The sequence below is a fragment of the Chryseobacterium sp. 2VB genome, assembly GCF_005503635.1.
Lineage (GTDB): Bacteria > Bacteroidota > Bacteroidia > Flavobacteriales > Weeksellaceae > Chryseobacterium > Chryseobacterium cupriresistens.
In genome coordinates this window covers 26390-43626 of sequence record NZ_SCNC01000035.1, presented here as the reverse complement: position 1 = coordinate 43626, position 17237 = coordinate 26390, and the positions used below count along the sequence as shown (strand labels likewise).

Below are 17237 nucleotides of genomic sequence, written 5' to 3'. Positions count from 1 at the left end.
TTGAAGTTTTAAACTTAAACTGTAATCCTTCTGTGTACGTTTAATGTACGTGGATGTTAATGTTTCTGCCATAACGATTCTTTTTTGTGTATCGCTATTTCAGGACGAGACAATATTTACACAAAAAAAGAGACTGTTTATAAGTAAACAGCCTCTCTTTGTATGTATTGTTGTCTGAATTATTTCTTCTTGTAAGCAGCGTCTTTGATTCTTGCTTTCTTACCTCTAAGGTCTCTGAAGTAGTAAATTCTAGCTCTTCTAACTCTACCTCTTCTATCAACTTCAATTTTTTGAAGTGCAGGCATGTTAATAGGGAATACTCTTTCTACACCTACATCACCACTCATTTTTCTGATAGTGAAAGTTTTTGTAGAACCAGTACCTCTTAATTGGATAACTGTTCCTTTGAAGAACTGAGTTCTGGTCTTTTGTCCTTCTTTAATTTCGTAATACACAGTAATTGTATCACCTGCTTTGAATTCAGGGAATTCTTTTTTCGCAATGTACTTGTCTTGTACGTACTTTAATAAATCCATTATTAATAAAATAAAATGTTAAAGCTAAGCAACTTACACGTTCTTCGTCAGAGGTTGAATAACAGGTTGCAAATGTACAAAATAGTTTTTGAATATGCCAAATATTTAGTGTACTAAAAACTATAATTTTTTCACTCCGGTTTTGCTAAAAAATTAACGGTTTCTTTAAAATCCCATCAGACAGAGTTTATATGGGAATTCTACTTTTGCCCGAAGTAAAAATCCGGATAACGGTTTTTTAAATTACTGATTCACAACTTAAAACTATATGTTATTTTAAAACTAAAGCTATTATGAAACATTATTTCTTCTTTTTTTGTTTCGCGGTCCAGATGGCTTTCGGGCAGGTTTTGTTCCCTTATTTACAAAACCCGACTCCGAATTCTATGATCGTCAATTGGAAAACAGCTTCCAATAACGAAACAACAGTAATCTACGGAAATTCTCCGGCCAACTTGAACGTGACAGTAACGGGAACTACCAATATCTTCTCGGATACCGGATACAACAACAACTATTATTATCACACGGCAAAGATTACCAACCTTCAGCCGAATACCAAATATTATTATAAAATCAAAACCGGAACCAGTGAGTCTGCTGTTTACAATTTCAGAACACTTCCTTTACCGGGACAGGCTGTAACTACCAATGGGAAGATCCGTTTCCTTATTATGGGCGACAACCAGATCAAAGCAGAACCGAGATATGATACGCTTACTTTGAATGCCTATAAAAAATTAAAAGAAAAATTCGGAGCCGCTTCAGATCTGTCAGATAATATTGCGCTTACTTTTATGGTGGGTGACCAGGTAGACGTAGGTACATTGGATCACTATGAAAATGTTCACTTTAAAAAGAATATCAAATTATCACCTTATCTGCCTATTCAGACAACGGTAGGAAACCATGAAACCTATGGAACGATGGGAATGAATTCCTACTATGCCCATTTTTATATTGATGAAATCAGTTATAAAGGAATAAGCTCAGGAAATGAGAATTATTATGCCCAGCAGGCAGGAAATGTATTATTTGTAAGCTTAAGCTCTGAACATACCGGATCAGCACAGCAGACATGGCTTCAGCAGATTTTGACAGCGGCCAATAATGATTCTACGGTAGACTGGATTATTTCTTTAAGCCACAGACCGTATCAGGCTGAGCAGTATGTAGGAGATATTTCTACATGGGTAAGAGAAAATGCCGTACCGCTTCTGGTAACTTCTGATAAATATTTAATGCACGTTGGAGCTCACCATCATTTATATCACAGAGGTCAGCTTAAAAACACACCGAATTACCAGATTATTTCAGGAGGAACAGCATGGGATCAGTATTGGGGAATGTCTAATGAACAGGATTTTGACGATGTTCAGAAAACTTTGACAGACTGGACCTATCAGATCGTGGAAGTAGATGTCCCAACCGGAAAAGTAGATGTCGAATGTTATTCGATCGGTGGAATTTACAATAAGAAAAACAATGTATTGGTGGATTCTTTCCACAGATATAAAAATCAGCCTAAACCTGCAAAACCATCCATTACCAATACGTTCTCAGGACCAATTACTTTACCATTAACATTGAATGGAAGTGCATTTTCATCTTCCAACGGAGAACTTTTAAATACAACACAGTTCCAGATCAGTAAAGCCTCGAACTTCTCTGTGATTGAAAAGGAATTCTACCGCGATTTTGAAAACTGGTTCGGAAAAGACGGAAACGGAACTCCTGATAAAACGAAAAACCTGAATGATGGAGTAGACATCACCAAAGCAACCCTGGCAGCGAATTCTATCCCCAACGGAATCTATTATGTAAAAACACGTTACAGAGACAGAAACCTTGAGTGGAGCGATTGGAGTGATGTGAAGCAGTTCGAAATTACAGGAAGTGTGGTTTCAAATCCTACCTTTACTTTAAACAAAACAGAATATGTTCAGAATGAAGCTATCACGGCTACATTTACTGGAGGTCCCGGAAATCAGCAGGATTGGGTAGGAATCTATAAAAAAGGACAAACTCCGGCTTCTACCACTTCACAAGGCTATATTTATACGAACGGGCAGACTGCAGGAACAGTAACTTTCAATAATGGTCTGGCTACTAAAGGTCAGTATTTTGCAGGATTCTTTGCAAATGGAGGATATACAGAAATCACTCCAAGAAAAAATTTCTATGTAGGACCGAAAGTACAGCTGCAGACTACTGCTGATACGTATCCTGTGGGAGGAACCGTTACTATTAATTTTACAAACGGACCCAATTTACAGAAAGACTGGATCGGAATTTACAAAATGGGACAAACTCCGGGAACTACAGCTTCTATCAAATGGAGCTATGTAACAACGGCTTCAGGAACTCTTAATTTCACAGGACTTCCAAAAGGGTATTATTATGCTCAGTATTTATTGGAAGACGGATATAACGGAATCGGGGAGAAGGTGTTCTTTAAAGTAGGAGATATCGTTACTGATCTTTGGATCAACAAACCTGTTTATACCTTGGGTGAAAATATTACGGCTTCATGGACGGATTCTCCGGGAATCATCAAAGACTGGTTGGGAATATATCCTCAAAGTGTTCAGACACCGGATGATAATTTTGTTTCTTATACCTATTTTGACGGAATAACTCAGGGAACAAAAACTATTCAGGGAACAGCAGTACCCGCAACACCGGGGAATTATTACATGGTGATGTTTACCAATGATTCCTACACAGAAGTTTCAAACAGAGTACAATTCCAGGTAACTTCACCCACTTTGGGAACTGAAGAAACCAGAAGTACAGAGAAAAATGTAGTATTGTATCCGAACCCAACAAAACCGGGACAGCCTACTTTTATTAAAAGTGATTACCCGATTGAAAAAATCGAACTGGTTTCAGCTTCGGGAGAATTACTGTATGTATCGAAAAATATCAATAACCAACGTTTCTCTTTGGTGAATGAAAATCTTCCGGCAGGCGTTTACTATGTAAAAGTACACGGAAGAAAACTATTTACTTTAAAACTGATTATTCAGTAAGATAAACACAACACAATTATTATGAAGAGGCTGTCAGCAATGATAGCCTCTTTTTTATGGATGTAAAAAAGTATAATTTTCCATAATTATCTGTGAAAATCTGTGCCCGTTTGTGGTTAAACAAAAAACGGTTCCAAAAAAATGAAACCGCCTTTGATATATAGTTGTGGTAATTAGTCAAATAAATGGTGCAGATCATCTTCGTTAATCAGCGTCGGGTTTTCAGAAGAAGCATTTTCCTCCTGAGTATCGGCCAGTGTTTTAGTTTCCTGAATGAGCTTTCCATCAATATTATAAAGTTTTAACAAGATCCATTTTCCGCTGCGTTCAAGTTCTTTAGCTCCATCCCATGTTTTGAGTCTGATTTTTCCGCTTTGAATAACACCTGCTTTTACAGAAGACTTATTGGCAGGCTTCCCCTTTATATACTGTGTGATTTGTGCTGTAAAGGAATAATCATCCCCATCTTCACTGATCGGTTGTGTAAATGTATATAAAATAGTGCCTTTGGGGTCATAAACAGTTGCATCATAGCCTGTTTGTTTGGCGTTCAGCTTTTTTTCAAAACTTAGCTTCGTATTGTCACCTTCAAAAAAGTTTTTGATATTTACGATAATACCTTCCTTATAAACTGTTTCATTAAAGCCTTCATAGGTAGTACCATTATAAGGAATACCATCTTTGTATGTTAATGTAGATTTTAGCTTTCCATCCGGTGAATAATATTTGATTTCCTGGATAAGATCATCTTTCAAAAATTGCTCGGAGGATAACTTTCCGTCTTCATCAAAATATTTACTGGTTACCTTTGAGCCTTTTTCATAAGTATCAATAGAGGAAATCTGTGAATATTCATAAGCCAGATGATAATCATCCCCGTCCATTGGATTATAAACATCATTTTCCTTATCATATTGGTATACCAGATGGGCTATTTTTTTACCCGACTCATCATAAGTGGTTTTATAGCCATCTTTTTTATTCATTTTCTGTTCCTGTAAGATCTTTCCGCTTTTGCTATAAATTACGCCTTCTTTTACACTGCCGTCCTTTCTGTATTTTTCTATCTTAGAGATCCTCATGGGACTGGAATAGTAATCTACCACCATATTTTCACCCGAACCGGAGGTAGTGTTGCTGCCCAGATATTTCCCCTTTTCACCGTAATATTTTGTTTCAGTGTTGCTGTCCTTATCAATGATGGTTTCATTTCTGATCCCTTTAATGTCATCATCATAAACGGTTGTTTTTACAGGCGTAGAGTTTTCGTAATCCACCACAATATTAAAGTCCATTCCATCCTCAGCATCCTTATAACTGAACATCTTTCCTGAAAAACTTCCGTCAGCTTTATATACCACATCTTCTGTCAGCCTGCCATTCATATCATAAGTCTGTGCCGGGCCAATCTGCTGTCCTTTGGAATAGGTGGCAAAATTCTGAACCTTTCCTTCTTCAGTATACCAGGTTACTTTTCCCTCAAAAATCTCACTGTTAGGAGTGGTGTCTGAAGCCAGTCCTTCCATTTGAAGTTTTCCGTCCTTATAGAAATCTTTGATAAGAGTAAGCTTTCCTTTAGGAGTCGTTTCACGGTAATATTCCATATTGTCCTGAGTAGTTTTTTCCCAGTTTTCATCGAAATAGGTTTTCTCCTGTGCGTATACTTTCATGCTCAGTACCAATGCAAGTAATGCTGAGGTAAATAATTTTTTCATGTTTTTATGTAAGCTTTGATATTTTTATATGATTAGTGAGATGGCAGATATTGAAAGAGACCTTCATTGTGGTCAAAAGAAGTGATGAGGACAGTAGTGATCTGCCATAAAATAATTTCTACATTAAAATTGTGTTTAAAAATAATACCCGAAAACAGCCAATGTGCCATATTTCCTGATTTCAAGCTCCAAATATAAATCAAATTGATGAGATTTACTATGAAAAATGAACAGATCTGTTCGTTTTTATTGCTAAGTGTTTGATTATTATTGATTTAAAATGGAAAAGAATAAGATGTAAAGAGTGTGAAATGCAGGATTATTTCCATTCATCGGATATACAAGAAAATTTATTAAATTTAGCCAACAGAAAAATCTAATATTTCATGATAGATAAAAGAGTAAAAAATGCAAAGGAGGCCATCGAAGGAATTAATGATGGAATGACACTAATGCTAGGTGGATTCGGACTTTGCGGAATTCCTGAAAACTCAATCAATGCTTTGGTGGAAAGCGATGTGAAAGATCTTACCTGTATTTCAAACAATGCAGGAGTAGATGATTTCGGATTAGGATTACTGCTTCACAAAAGACAGATTAAGAAAATGATCTCTTCTTATGTAGGAGAAAATGCTGAGTTTGAAAGACAGATGCTTTCAGGTGAATTGGATGTAGAACTAACTCCTCAGGGAACTTTAGCTGAAAAATGCAGAGCTGCCCAGGCAGGAATTCCAGCTTTTTACACACCGGCAGGTTACGGAACTGAAGTTGCAGAAGGTAAAGAGGTAAAAGAATTCAAAGGAAAACCTCATATTCTGGAGCATGCATACGATGCAGACTTTTCTATCGTAAAAGCATGGAAAGGCGATCATGCAGGAAACCTCATCTTTAAAGGATCTGCAAGAAACTTCAATCATCCGATGGCTGGTGCTGCAAAGATTACCATTGCTGAAGTGGAAGAACTGGTAGAACCGGGACAATTGGATCCGAACGAAATTCATATTCCGGGAATCATGGTTCAGAGAATTTTCCAGGGAGAAAAATTTGAAAAAAGAATTGAGCAGAGAACGGTAAGAACTAAAGAATAAGTTCAAAACAATAAAAACAAAAAGCGCTGAATCGATGTTCAGCGCTTTTTTTATGCTTGGGGAGTAAGTGTTTTTCTTTCTCCGATCTGTTGTCTCCACATGGCGTAGTACAACCCTTTTTCGTCAATGAGATTGGCGTGGGAACCTGTTTCTACAATCTGTCCGCGTTCAAGAACATAAATTTTGTCTGCATGCATAATGGTACTTAAACGATGCGCAATCAGGACGGTGATCTGTTCCCTTTCTTTCGAAATATCTTTGATCGTCGTAGTGATTTCTTCTTCGGTGATACTGTCAAGAGCAGAAGTGGCTTCATCAAAAATCAAAAGATGAGGTTTTCTTAAAAGAGCTCTTGCAATGGCAATTCTTTGTTTTTCACCGCCACTCAGTTTCAGACCTCCTTCACCGATAACGGTTTCAATTCCTTTCTCAGCCCTTTCCAATAATGCGGTACAGCTTGATTTCTGTAAAGCAATTGCCAGTTCCTCTTCCGTAGCGGAAGGATTAACGAAAAGAAGGTTTTCTTTAATAGTTCCCGCAAATAACTGAGTATCTTGTGTTACAAAACCAATCTGGTTTCTCAGTTCATCAAAATCAAATTCCTTTCCATTGATTCCATTGTAAAAAATATTCCCTTCCTGAGGTCTGTACAATCCAACCAATAGTTTCACCAGGGTACTTTTTCCGGAACCACTCGGTCCTACAAAAGCAATGGTCTCACCGTTTTTAAGATCAAAAGAAATGTTATTTAAAGCTTTATACTGTGCAGACTGATGCTTGAATGAAACATGTTTGAATTCCAGTTCCTCAATAGCCCCGATTTGTTTTGGGTGAAGCGGCTTTTCTTCCACTTCTTTTTTCATCAAACGGTCAAAATTCTGAAGAGAAGCTTCTGCTTCACGATAAGAAATAATAATGTTTCCAATTTCCTGCATTGGCCCGAAAATAAAGAAACCATAAAACATTAGAGATAAATACTGACCTGGTGTAACAATATTCTTAAAAATTAAATACAATAAAGTCAAAGTAATCATCTGCTGAAGAAAATTGACCATGGTACCCTGAATAAAGCTCAAAGAACGGATGCTTTTCACCTTTCTCAGTTCAAGACCAAGAATTTTATACGTATTGTTATTTAAACGGATTACTTCCTGATTGGTTAATCCTAAACTTTTAACAATTTCAATATTTCTAAGACTTTCAGTAGTACTTCCGGCTAAAGCGGTGGTTTCCGTTACGATATTTTTCTGGATCACTTTGATTCTCTTACTCAATAAATTGGTAACAATGGCAATAAAGAAAATTCCACAGATATAAACCGGCATAATAGACCAGTGTAAACGGATTGCATACACGGAAACGAAAATAATACTGACGAGAATTCCGAAGAAAATATTAATGAAATTCGTGATGAATTTTACCGTATCTTCTCTTACTTTTGTTAAAATAGACAGCGTTTCACCGCTTCTCTGGTCTTCAAATTCCTGATAAGGCAGTGCCATCGAATGTTTTAAACCGTCTGTAAATATTTTCGCTCCAAACTTTTGAGTGATCACGCTTACCACATAATCCTGGAAAGCTTTGGCAATTCTGCTTACCATTGCAGTTCCGATAAGAAGCCCCAAAAAGTAAAAAGCCCCATGATATACAGAACTTCCGTATAAATATTCATTCAGGCTTCTGGGCAATAGCTTTTCTTTATCAAAAAAGTTGGGATGGGTAACCAGCTGATCAAGGATATTTCCTGTGATCGCCGGAGCAAATAAAGAAAAAACCTGATTGACAGTAGCCAAAAATAAAGAGATGATTATCAGCCACTGATAAGGTTTTAGATATCTAAAAAGTATTTTCATTCTATTAAAAAATAATAGAACAAAATTACAGATATTATTTTAACTAACAGTGTTAATTATTGAATACAACAAAGCTCTTTTGTATTCAATTGAAAATAATTAAATTGCAGTCTAAGTTTTTATTATGCTTACAAAAGAACAAATTGCCAAAAGAATTTCAAAAGAACTGAAAGATCGTTATTATGTAAACCTGGGAATTGGAATTCCTACTTTGGTTGCCAACTATGTTCCGGAAGGTATTTCCGTAGAATTCCAGAGTGAAAACGGAGTATTGGGTATGGGGCCTTTTCCTTTCGAAGGAGAAGAAGATGCTGATATCATCAATGCCGGAAAACAGACTATTACTATTCTGGAAGGAGGTTCATTTTTTGATTCAGCCTTCAGTTTCGGGATGATTCGTGGTCAGAAAGTAGACCTTACCATTCTTGGAGCAATGGAAGTTTCAGAAAACGGAGATATTGCCAACTGGAAAATTCCCGGAAAAATGGTGAAAGGAATGGGGGGGGCCATGGATCTTGTTGCTTCTGCTGAAAATATTATCGTAGCCATGATGCACGTAAACAAGGCAGGAGAAAGCAAAATCCTAAAAAAATGTACACTACCTCTAACAGGGGTAAACTGTGTGAAAAAAGTAGTTACTGAGTTAGCCGTTCTGGATGTAACTCCGGCAGGATTCAAGCTGGTAGAAAGAGCACCAGGCGTTTCAGTAGAAGATATTATTAAAGCAACAGAAGCAGATCTTATCATCGAAGGGGAAATTCCTGAAATGCAGTTCTAATTCTGAATAACAATATAAAGTTTCGGCCTCACAAAGTGAGGCCGAAACTTTATATAAACGACATCGGAACTCGCAGCGTCAAAAAAATAAGTCCTGTGAACGTTAAGAAAATTCTTTTGTCCGAAGCGCGAGGCAAAATCAGAACCGATAAAGAAATAATGATTTCGCGCAAGTTTAGAATTTTTAGAGAACAGGATTTATTTTTAGTGGAGAGCTCCAGGTCTTGAATTTTTGTTTCTTTTGTTTTAGGACAAAAGAAATCAGGTCAACAAAAAACATTGTTATTATCATTAAGGTCCAGACAAATAGTTATATAGCTGACTTTAACTCCGACATCGGAACTCGCAGCGTCAAAAAAAAATAAATCCTGTGAACGTTAAGAAAATTCTCCTGTCCGAAGCGCGAGCCCAATTCGGAACCGATAAAGAAATAATGATTCGCGCAAGTTTAGAATTTTTAGAGAACAGGACTTATTTTTAGCGAAGAGATCCAGGTCTTGAACTTTTGTTTCTTTTGTTTCAAGACAAAAGAAATTAAACATAAAAAAACTGCTTCATCATGAAACAGCTTTTATATATTTAGTCTAATCTTATTTATTTCCCATCCTGGGCCCCAAAAACCTTCTGCAAAATACTCGTAGTTCTCATGGCAGGTGTATTTCTGATTCCACTTTCCTTATCTGCTACCATTTTGAAAACTCCATTGATAGTTTCTGTAGTAACATATTCATTAAGATCTGTGGTAACAGCCTGTCCGGTAAACGTATTATACTTTGAAATCAGGTTTTTCCAAAGCGTATCAGCACCTACCTTACCTAAAGAAGCTTTTACTTTAGGCTGAAAGACATTGAACAGCTGAGTCTGGGTTTTTCCCTGCAGATAGTTGGTTGCAGCATTATTACTGCCTAATAAAATGTTTTTAGCATCCGTAATCGTCATAGAAGTAATCGCGTTTGTAAAAATAGGAGCAGCCTCTGTTACGGCATCCTCAGCAGCTCTGTTTAATAATTTTACCCCTTCATCCGCAAGGCTTCCCATCCCGATGGAACGTAGTGTTGTATCAATTTTTCTTAATTTTTCAGGCATTAAAATCTTTACGGCTTCATTCTTGAAAAAACCATCCGTTACCGCTAGTTTTTTTACTCCATCCGTTACGCCCATACTTAAGGCCTCTTTTAACCCTGAAGAAATCTGACCGGAAGTAAGGTTTCCAAGGTTGGCAGATGAATTACCTGAAGTGGTAGTCGTCGTCTTAGTAGAAGTTACCGTACCATTATTTTTAACAGGAACATTAAGATCTACACCTGTTTTGTCTTTAACAGTAGATTTTATAATATCAAAAATTTGTGCCTGAGCTGATAAAGAAAATAATAAAGCGGCTGTCAGAAAAATATTTTTTTTCATCCTGTTTTTTTTACAAATTTAAACCTTTAATTTTTTTAAGTCGACTAAATTGATCAAAAAGCAAACCACAATATCCCATATTTAATAGAATAATATCTATATAGAATGATTGAAAACTGTAAATTATTCATTTTACAGGAGTCTGGAATAGGGTATTTAATTTGTTTTTTAAAAAGGCTCAAAGAGTTTTGAAAAATAATTATCTTAGCTCAAACCTTAACCACATCTTATGATACGGACTTTTTTAGTATTATTTATATTGATTTCAAATGTGATTTTTGCCCAGAATAAATTAAACCTGATCCCTTATCCTCAAAAAGTTGAGCTTTTGAAAGGAGAGTTTGCAATACCAAAAGCTTTCGTATTAAGTGATGATCTGCCAAAAGAGGAAACAGAATATTTCAAAAAGAGAATAGGTTCTCAGGTAGAATTTCAATATGCTAAGAAAGGTGGTGATATTCATTTAACGAATTCTATAATTCCTCAGGCATCAGGCAAAGATGCTGAACAGAAAAAGGAATATTATTTATTAGAAATTTCTCCAAAACAGATCCATATAAAGTCTTACACCAGACAAGGATACTTTCTGGCACTGCAAACACTTGTTCAGGTTTTTGGACAATATAAGGAAAGTAAGAGAATTCCTGCCTTAAAAATTGAAGACCAGCCAAAGTTTGCCTGGAGAGGAATGCACCTGGATGTCTGCCGTCGCTTTTTCACAGTAGATGAAGTGAAGCAGTATATAGATTATCTGGCAATGTATAAACTGAACACATTCCACTGGCATTTAACGGATGATCAGGGATGGAGAATTGAAATCAAAAAATATCCTAAGCTTACTCAGATCGGTTCAAAACGTAAAGAATCCATGATTGGAGCCTATGTGGATAATACTTTTGACGGAAAACCTTACGGTCCTTATTTTTATACACAGGAACAAATAAAAGAAGTAGTAAAATACGCTCAGGACAGACACATTACTGTGGTCCCTGAAATTGAAATGCCTGGGCATGCTTTGGCCGCACTGTCTGCATATCCTGAACTGGCATGTACCAAAGGTCCTTTTGAACCTGCTACAAAATGGGGCGTTTTTGATGATGTTTTCTGCCCGAAAGATGAAACTTTTACGTTTCTTGAAAATGTTCTGGATGAGGTGATCAAATTATTCCCTTCCCGATACATTCATATTGGTGGTGACGAGTGCCCGAAAACAAGATGGAAGGAATGTGCGCACTGCCAGGAACTGATTAAGAAAAATAATTTAAAAGATGAACATGGTTTGCAAAGCTATTTTATTCAACGGATTGAAAAATATGTCAACAGTAAAGGCCGAAAAATCATTGGCTGGGACGAGATTTTAGAAGGCGGATTAGCTCCCAACGCCGCTGTGATGAGCTGGACAGGCGTGAATGGAGGTATTGAAGCTGCAAAATCAAAACACTTTGCCGTAATGACTCCTGGTGCCTACTGTTATTTTGACCATTATCAGGGAGATCCACAGTCTGAACCTAATGCTTTTGGAGGATTTACGCCTTTAGAAAAAGTATACGCTTACAATCCTGTTCCTTCCGAACTGAATGCAGAGCAGGCTAAGTACATCATGGGAGTTCAGGCGAATCTGTGGACAGAATATATTTTAGATTTTAAGCAGGTACAGTACATGATTTTCCCAAGATTAATGGCACTTTCTGAAGTAGGGTGGGGAACATCAGATCCTAAAAAATATAAAGAATTTGAAAACAGAGTGATTAACCAGTTTAAAGTTCTGGATGGTATGAAGGTCAACTATGCCAGAAGCATTTATAACATCACCGGAAAAGTAATTCCTTCCAATAACGGAATTGCTTATGAACTGTCTACTTCGCAGAATTCAAACGGTATCCGATATACGCTGGATGGAACAAACCCTTCCATCAATTCTAAAACGTATCAGACGGCAGTTGAGATTCCTAATTCTTTAACTATTAAATCAGCTTATTTTGAAGAGGGGCAGTTGAAAAGTGCCGTGTCTACACAGCAATTTATCATTTCAAAGACTACCGGAAAAAAGATAACTTTAGAACAAAAACCTAGCGAAAACTATTCTTTTGGAGGTGCTTTCACCTTAGTAGATGGTATTATCGGAAATGTAAAACAGCTGGGTAAAACATGGCTGGGCTTTCAGGGTAACGATGTGGTGGCAACCATAGATTTTGGTCAGAAAACAGCTTTCTCAGAAGTGTATTTCAATACCCTTGAAAATAAAGGAAGTTGGATTCATCTGGCTAAGTCTGCAAAGATTTATGTTTCTGATGATAACACAAACTTTAAACTGATTAAAGAAATCGGAACCGCAGAAATTAAAAATACCAATGGAAAAATCAAACTGAATATAGGAATGCAGAACGCGAAATACCTGAAAGTAACTATTGAAAATGCAGGCATTATTCCGGCAGGAAATCCTGGTGCAGATTCCAAAGCATGGTTGTTTGTTGATGAAATTGGCGTAAATTAGAATAAAAAAATGCAGAACGACACGATACTTTCTTCAGAATTCTCATCATCACCAGAATTGGTAGAAAAGCTGTATCAATATGGTATAACGAAGAATTACCATCAAGGAGATATTATTCTAGATGAAAATGCTTCCATCCGTTCCATTCCTATTGTGATGAAAGGAATGCTGAAAGTGATCAGAACTGAAGAAGACGGACGCGAAATTTTATTATACTACATCAAAGCAGGAGAAAGCTGTATCATGTCTTTTTTGGGTGGCATGCACAATGAAAAAAGTATTGTAAAAGCAGAGATAGAAGAGGATGCGGAAATACTTTTCTTACCGGTAGACAAGGTGTCTTTATTCATCAAAGAACATCCGGAATGGCTGGATTATATCTTCAGACTGTATCATAAAAGATTTGAAGAGCTATTAGATATCATCAATGCCATCGCTTTCAAAAAAGTAGACGAAAGACTTCTCAACCTATTGCAGAAAAAATCTGAACTCACCGGCTCTGAAACGATTCATACCACTCATGAGCAGCTTGCCAATGAGCTGGGAACCGCAAGAGTAGTGGTGTCAAGACTTTTGAAGCAACTGGAAGAAGACGGAAAACTCATGTTAGGCAGAAATAAAATTACCCTCCTGAAAGCCCTGAACTCATAAATTCTCTCTCAATTTAATCAAAAATACTCATATTTCCCTTTCTTGGAAGGGTGGCAAAAGTTCAAAGAATTTTTGACGGGGTAGTTAAAGTCATTGCGAACCAAAGGTGAAGCAATCTCAAAGAAGCAGAATTACTCTAAATTCTTTGTGTCCTTTGTGAAATTATTCGTGTTTAAAAATCTCCTTATGTAACAAAAGTAGCTGTAGACTTTCATTCATATTCCCATTTTTGCATCAGAATTATTTGAATAGAAATGGAAATTATAGGATATACAGCGGCAGTTTTAATAGGTATTTCTCTGGGGTTAATCGGAGGAGGAGGAAGTATTCTCACGGTTCCTGTACTCGTTTATCTCTTTGGGATCGATGCTTTTCTGGCAACAGAATATTCCCTCTTTATAGTGGGGATGAGCAGTATTGCAGGTTCTGCATCGTATTTTAAAAAAGGACTGGTCAATTTTAAAATGGCGCTGGTGTTCGGAATACCTTCGGTAATCTCGATTTTTCTGACAAGACAATATATTCTTCCTCTGATTCCTGTAGAAATACTTCAAATACACGATTTTACCATTACCAGGAACATTTTTTTATTACTGGTTTTTGCCTGTTTGATGATTCTTGCTTCCTATAAAATGATTAAAAGCAATTCCTCAAAAGAAACTTTAGAAAACATTCAGGATGAAAATAATTTTTTTCTGGCAGCCGGACAGGGTTCAATAGTTGGTATTTTAACGGGACTGGTGGGAGCTGGAGGCGGTTTTATGATCATTCCGGCATTAGTGAATCTATTAAAAGTGCCCATGAAAACTGCAATAGGAACTTCCTTAATGATTATTTCTTTCAATTCTTTAATCGGTTTCCTCTCTTCAGTAAACCAGGTGAAAATAGAATGGAAACTGCTTGTTTCTATTACGGTGATTGCTGTTGCAGGAATTATAATGGGCTCAAAACTATCAAAAAGGATAGACGGTAAAAAGCTGAAACCAGCATTCGGATGGTTTATCCTGATCATGGGTATTTATATCATTACAAAAGAAATCTTCCTTTAATGTTCTTATGTAACAAAAGTAGCTGTACAGGAAAAAGCAAAGCAGGAAATTTGTATCAGATAACAGAATAAAGAATAAAAAATAAAATACAATGAAAATAGAACAGATTTATACAGGATGTCTTGCTCAGGGTGCTTACTATATTACCTCAGCCGGAGAAGCTGCTATTATTGATCCTTTAAGAGAAACACAGCCTTATATCAACAGACTGAAAGAATATGGAGTAAAATTGAAATACATCTTTGAAACCCATTTTCACGCAGATTTTGTCAGCGGACATCTGGATTTAAGCCATAAAACCGGAGCTCCGATTGTTTACGGGCCAACAGCCCATCCCGACTTTAATGCAGTTATTGCAGAAGATGAACAGATATTTGAACTAGGAGATATTAAAATTAAAGTTCTTCATACACCGGGGCACACCCTTGAAAGTTCATGTTACCTTTTAATGGATGAAAATGGTGTTGAAAAGGCCCTTTTTAGTGGTGATACCTTATTCCTAGGGGATGTGGGGCGTCCTGATCTCGCACAGAAAGGAGCCAATATGACGCAGGAAGAGCTGGCGGGACTCTTATATGATAGTCTATACAATAAGATTTTGCCTTTAGATGATGATATTACGGTGTATCCAGCTCATGGAGCCGGTTCAGCCTGCGGTAAAAATATGCAGAAAGAAACCGTAGATACTCTGGGAAATCAAAAAAGAACCAATTATGCCCTGAATCAAAAGGACAGACAGAGCTTTATAAAAGAAGTAACGGATGGTCTTTTACCTCCACCGGCTTATTTCGGAATGAATGTGATGATGAATAAAAAAGGGTACAGCAGTTTTGATGAAGTACTTTCAAAAGGGTTGCACGCTCTTTCTCCTGAACAGTTTGAGGAAATTGCTGAAGCCTCAGGTGCTTTGATTTTAGATGTAAGATCCAATCGTGAATTTGCCAAAGATTTTATCCCGCAGTCCATCAATATAGGATTAGATGGTGATTTTGCCCCGTGGGTAGGCGCTTTAATTGCTGATGTCAACCAACCTATTCTGCTGGTCACTGAAAGAGGAGCTGAAGAAGAAGCGGTAACCCGGTTGAGCAGGGTAGGATTCGATCATATTTTAGGTTTTCTGGACGGAGGTTTTGAAAGCTGGAAAAAAAGCGGAAAGGAAACTGACTTTGTTAACCGTATCTCTGCAGACCAGTTTGAAACTGAAATCAAAGAGAAAGAAGCAAAAATCATTGATATAAGAAAAGAAAGCGAATACCATGCAGAACATATTCATGAGGCTTACAGCAAACCTCTGGCCTATATAAATGAATGGATTCATGAGATAGAGCCAGCAGAACATTTTTATATGCACTGTGGAAGCGGCTACAGAAGTACGATGGCAGCGAGTATCCTTCAGGCAAGAGGATATAGAAACTTTTCAGAAATTGAAGGAGGTTTTAAAGCAATTAGCTCCACAGAGATTCCTAAAAGTGATTTTGTATGTCAGACTAAAATTTTAAATAAATAGAAAAATGCTGGAGATTATAAAAGAACCGTGGCCGTGGTATATTGCCGGCCCGTTGATTGGGCTTACTGTGCCTGCCTTATTGATTATCGGAAATAAATCCTTTGGAATCAGTTCCTCACTAAGGCATATCTGTGCAGCCTGTGTTCCGGCCAATGTGAATTTTTTCAGATACGACTGGAAAAAAGAAGCCTGGAATTTATTTTTTGTCCTGGGAATCTTCTTCGGAGGATTGATTACATCCCAATTTTTGGTGAATCCCAATGAAATAACAGTGAATCCTGACCTGAAAGCAGAATTGGCAGGCTACGGAATTACAGATTACAGCAATCTGGTCCCGTTACAACTGATGAATTTCGAAAGCCTGTTGACCCTTAGAGGATTTATCATGATGGTTGCGGGAGGATTTTTGGTCGGCTTCGGAACAAGATATGCGGGCGGATGTACCAGCGGACATGCCATTATGGGACTTTCCAACCTGCAGTGGCCATCTCTGGTAGCAACAGTCTGTTTCATGATCGGTGGATTTTTAATGGCTAATCTTATTCTGCCTGCCATTCTATCCCTATAAGTAATTTAAAAAAGAGAAGTTTACATTATGAGCAAAGAAAAAGATATACGTCATCAGGATACTGTTTGTGTGAACGAAAGTGTCCTTACTCACCAATGGTATCACAACCTGAAATACCTTGCTGCCGGAATTATTTTTGGAATTATTTTCGTGAAAGCAGAGGTGATCAGCTGGTTCAGAATACAGGAAATGTTCCGCCTGCAGTCTTTCCATATGTACGGAATTATTGGAAGTGCTGTATTGGTGGGAATGATTTCAGTGTGGCTGATTAAAAAATTTAAAATAAAAACAATGTATGGGGAACCTATTACATTGACCCCTAAAAAGTTCAACAAAGGTCAGATCTACGGTGGATTGATTTTTGGTTTTGGCTGGGCGATAACCGGAGCCTGTCCGGGACCTCTTTTTGCTCAGATCGGGACGGGTGCTTTAGCCGTATCTGTTACCTTACTGAGCGCTATTGCCGGAACATGGGTATATGGATATTTCAGAGACAAACTGCCTCATTGATACCTTATAAATTATAAAAAAGACTGCAGATTATTTCTGCAGTCTCTCCAAGT

The 17237-nt window shown here is 37.2% G+C and carries 13 protein-coding genes; 9 read left to right on the top strand and 4 right to left on the bottom strand.

The genetic code is table 11. The features are described from left to right. Positions 1-179 precede the first annotated feature (179 nt). Positions 180-536: a 50S ribosomal protein L19 gene (gene rplS, locus FFS26_RS21230; RefSeq protein ID WP_002980648.1), complete on the bottom strand. Its 357-nt coding sequence runs from the start codon at positions 534-536 to the stop codon at positions 180-182. Positions 537-829: 293 nt separating this feature from the next. On the opposite strand from rplS, the gene FFS26_RS21225 reads away from it, so the two are divergent. Beyond that, the gene (locus tag FFS26_RS21225; RefSeq protein WP_137906064.1) at positions 830-3568 is read left to right on the top strand and encodes a fibronectin type III domain-containing protein; all 2739 of its coding nucleotides are present in this window, start codon (positions 830-832) and stop codon (positions 3566-3568) included. Between the two features lie 173 nt (positions 3569-3741). Here the strand turns inward: FFS26_RS21225 and FFS26_RS21220 are convergent, their stop codons facing one another. Next, a complete protein-coding gene (locus FFS26_RS21220) occupies positions 3742-5283 on the bottom strand; it encodes a toxin-antitoxin system YwqK family antitoxin (protein ID WP_137906063.1) in 1542 nt (513 codons plus the stop codon). Positions 5284-5669: 386 nt separating this feature from the next. On the opposite strand from FFS26_RS21220, the gene FFS26_RS21215 reads away from it, so the two are divergent. Continuing rightward, positions 5670-6371 (top strand): CoA transferase subunit A, encoded by a 702-nt coding sequence (locus FFS26_RS21215; RefSeq protein WP_062671053.1) that lies wholly within the window; start codon positions 5670-5672, stop codon positions 6369-6371. Positions 6372-6421: 50 nt separating this feature from the next. Here the strand turns inward: FFS26_RS21215 and FFS26_RS21210 are convergent, their stop codons facing one another. Then, the gene (locus FFS26_RS21210) at positions 6422-8224 is read right to left on the bottom strand and encodes an ABC transporter ATP-binding protein (protein WP_110009481.1); all 1803 of its coding nucleotides are present in this window, start codon (positions 8222-8224) and stop codon (positions 6422-6424) included. A 124-nt stretch (positions 8225-8348) separates the two neighbouring features. Between FFS26_RS21210 and FFS26_RS21205 the strand changes: the two genes are divergently transcribed. Then, on the top strand, positions 8349-9002 hold the full coding sequence (locus tag FFS26_RS21205) for a CoA transferase subunit B (RefSeq protein WP_002980639.1): 654 nt from the start codon (positions 8349-8351) through the stop codon (positions 9000-9002). 593 nt (positions 9003-9595) lie between these two features. Here the strand turns inward: FFS26_RS21205 and FFS26_RS21200 are convergent. After that, entirely contained in the window at positions 9596-10405 is an 810-nt protein-coding gene (locus FFS26_RS21200) for a DUF4197 domain-containing protein (protein ID WP_137906062.1), read from the bottom strand. A 229-nt stretch (positions 10406-10634) separates the two neighbouring features. Here FFS26_RS21200 and FFS26_RS21195 point away from each other — a divergent pair, with 229 nt between their 5' ends. The 6 genes from FFS26_RS21195 to FFS26_RS21170 all read left to right on the top strand — a co-directional run bounded on the left by FFS26_RS21195 (position 10635) and on the right by FFS26_RS21170 (position 17184). Beyond that, positions 10635-12899 (top strand): family 20 glycosylhydrolase, encoded by a 2265-nt coding sequence (locus tag FFS26_RS21195; RefSeq protein ID WP_137906061.1) that lies wholly within the window; start codon positions 10635-10637, stop codon positions 12897-12899. Positions 12900-12908: 9 nt separating this feature from the next. Next, the gene (locus FFS26_RS21190) at positions 12909-13550 is read left to right on the top strand and encodes a Crp/Fnr family transcriptional regulator (protein ID WP_062671045.1); all 642 of its coding nucleotides are present in this window, start codon (positions 12909-12911) and stop codon (positions 13548-13550) included. A gap of 254 nt (positions 13551-13804) precedes the next feature. Next, positions 13805-14599, top strand: a complete 795-nt coding sequence (locus tag FFS26_RS21185) for a sulfite exporter TauE/SafE family protein (RefSeq protein WP_137906060.1) — start codon at positions 13805-13807, stop codon at positions 14597-14599. Positions 14600-14690: 91 nt separating this feature from the next. Further along, positions 14691-16106: an MBL fold metallo-hydrolase gene (locus FFS26_RS21180; RefSeq protein WP_137906059.1), complete on the top strand. Its 1416-nt coding sequence runs from the start codon at positions 14691-14693 to the stop codon at positions 16104-16106. 4 nt (positions 16107-16110) lie between these two features. Then, a complete protein-coding gene (locus tag FFS26_RS21175; RefSeq protein ID WP_137906058.1) occupies positions 16111-16674 on the top strand; it encodes a YeeE/YedE family protein in 564 nt (187 codons plus the stop codon). A gap of 27 nt (positions 16675-16701) precedes the next feature. Continuing rightward, positions 16702-17184, top strand: a complete 483-nt coding sequence (locus FFS26_RS21170; RefSeq protein WP_110009474.1) for a DUF6691 family protein — start codon at positions 16702-16704, stop codon at positions 17182-17184. Positions 17185-17237 lie beyond the last annotated feature (53 nt).

Bases quoted from the DNA above. Each gene is read 5' to 3' on its own strand.
- FFS26_RS21210 (WP_110009481.1), bottom strand. From the start codon at position 8,224: ATGAAAATACTTTTTAGATATCTAAAACCTTATCAGTGGCTGATAATC.
- FFS26_RS21175 (WP_137906058.1), top strand. From the start codon at position 16,111: ATGCTGGAGATTATAAAAGAACCGTGGCCGTGGTATATTGCCGGCCCG.
- FFS26_RS21215 (WP_062671053.1), top strand. From the start codon at position 5,670: ATGATAGATAAAAGAGTAAAAAATGCAAAGGAGGCCATCGAAGGAATT.
- FFS26_RS21170 (WP_110009474.1), top strand. From the start codon at position 16,702: ATGAGCAAAGAAAAAGATATACGTCATCAGGATACTGTTTGTGTGAAC.
- FFS26_RS21190 (WP_062671045.1), top strand. From the start codon at position 12,909: ATGCAGAACGACACGATACTTTCTTCAGAATTCTCATCATCACCAGAA.
- FFS26_RS21185 (WP_137906060.1), top strand. From the start codon at position 13,805: ATGGAAATTATAGGATATACAGCGGCAGTTTTAATAGGTATTTCTCTG.
- FFS26_RS21205 (WP_002980639.1), top strand. From the start codon at position 8,349: ATGCTTACAAAAGAACAAATTGCCAAAAGAATTTCAAAAGAACTGAAA.
- FFS26_RS21200 (WP_137906062.1), bottom strand. From the start codon at position 10,405: ATGAAAAAAAATATTTTTCTGACAGCCGCTTTATTATTTTCTTTATCA.
- FFS26_RS21220 (WP_137906063.1), bottom strand. From the start codon at position 5,283: ATGAAAAAATTATTTACCTCAGCATTACTTGCATTGGTACTGAGCATG.
- FFS26_RS21225 (WP_137906064.1), top strand. From the start codon at position 830: ATGAAACATTATTTCTTCTTTTTTTGTTTCGCGGTCCAGATGGCTTTC.
- FFS26_RS21180 (WP_137906059.1), top strand. From the start codon at position 14,691: ATGAAAATAGAACAGATTTATACAGGATGTCTTGCTCAGGGTGCTTAC.
- FFS26_RS21195 (WP_137906061.1), top strand. From the start codon at position 10,635: ATGATACGGACTTTTTTAGTATTATTTATATTGATTTCAAATGTGATT.
- rplS (WP_002980648.1), bottom strand. From the start codon at position 536: ATGGATTTATTAAAGTACGTACAAGACAAGTACATTGCGAAAAAAGAA.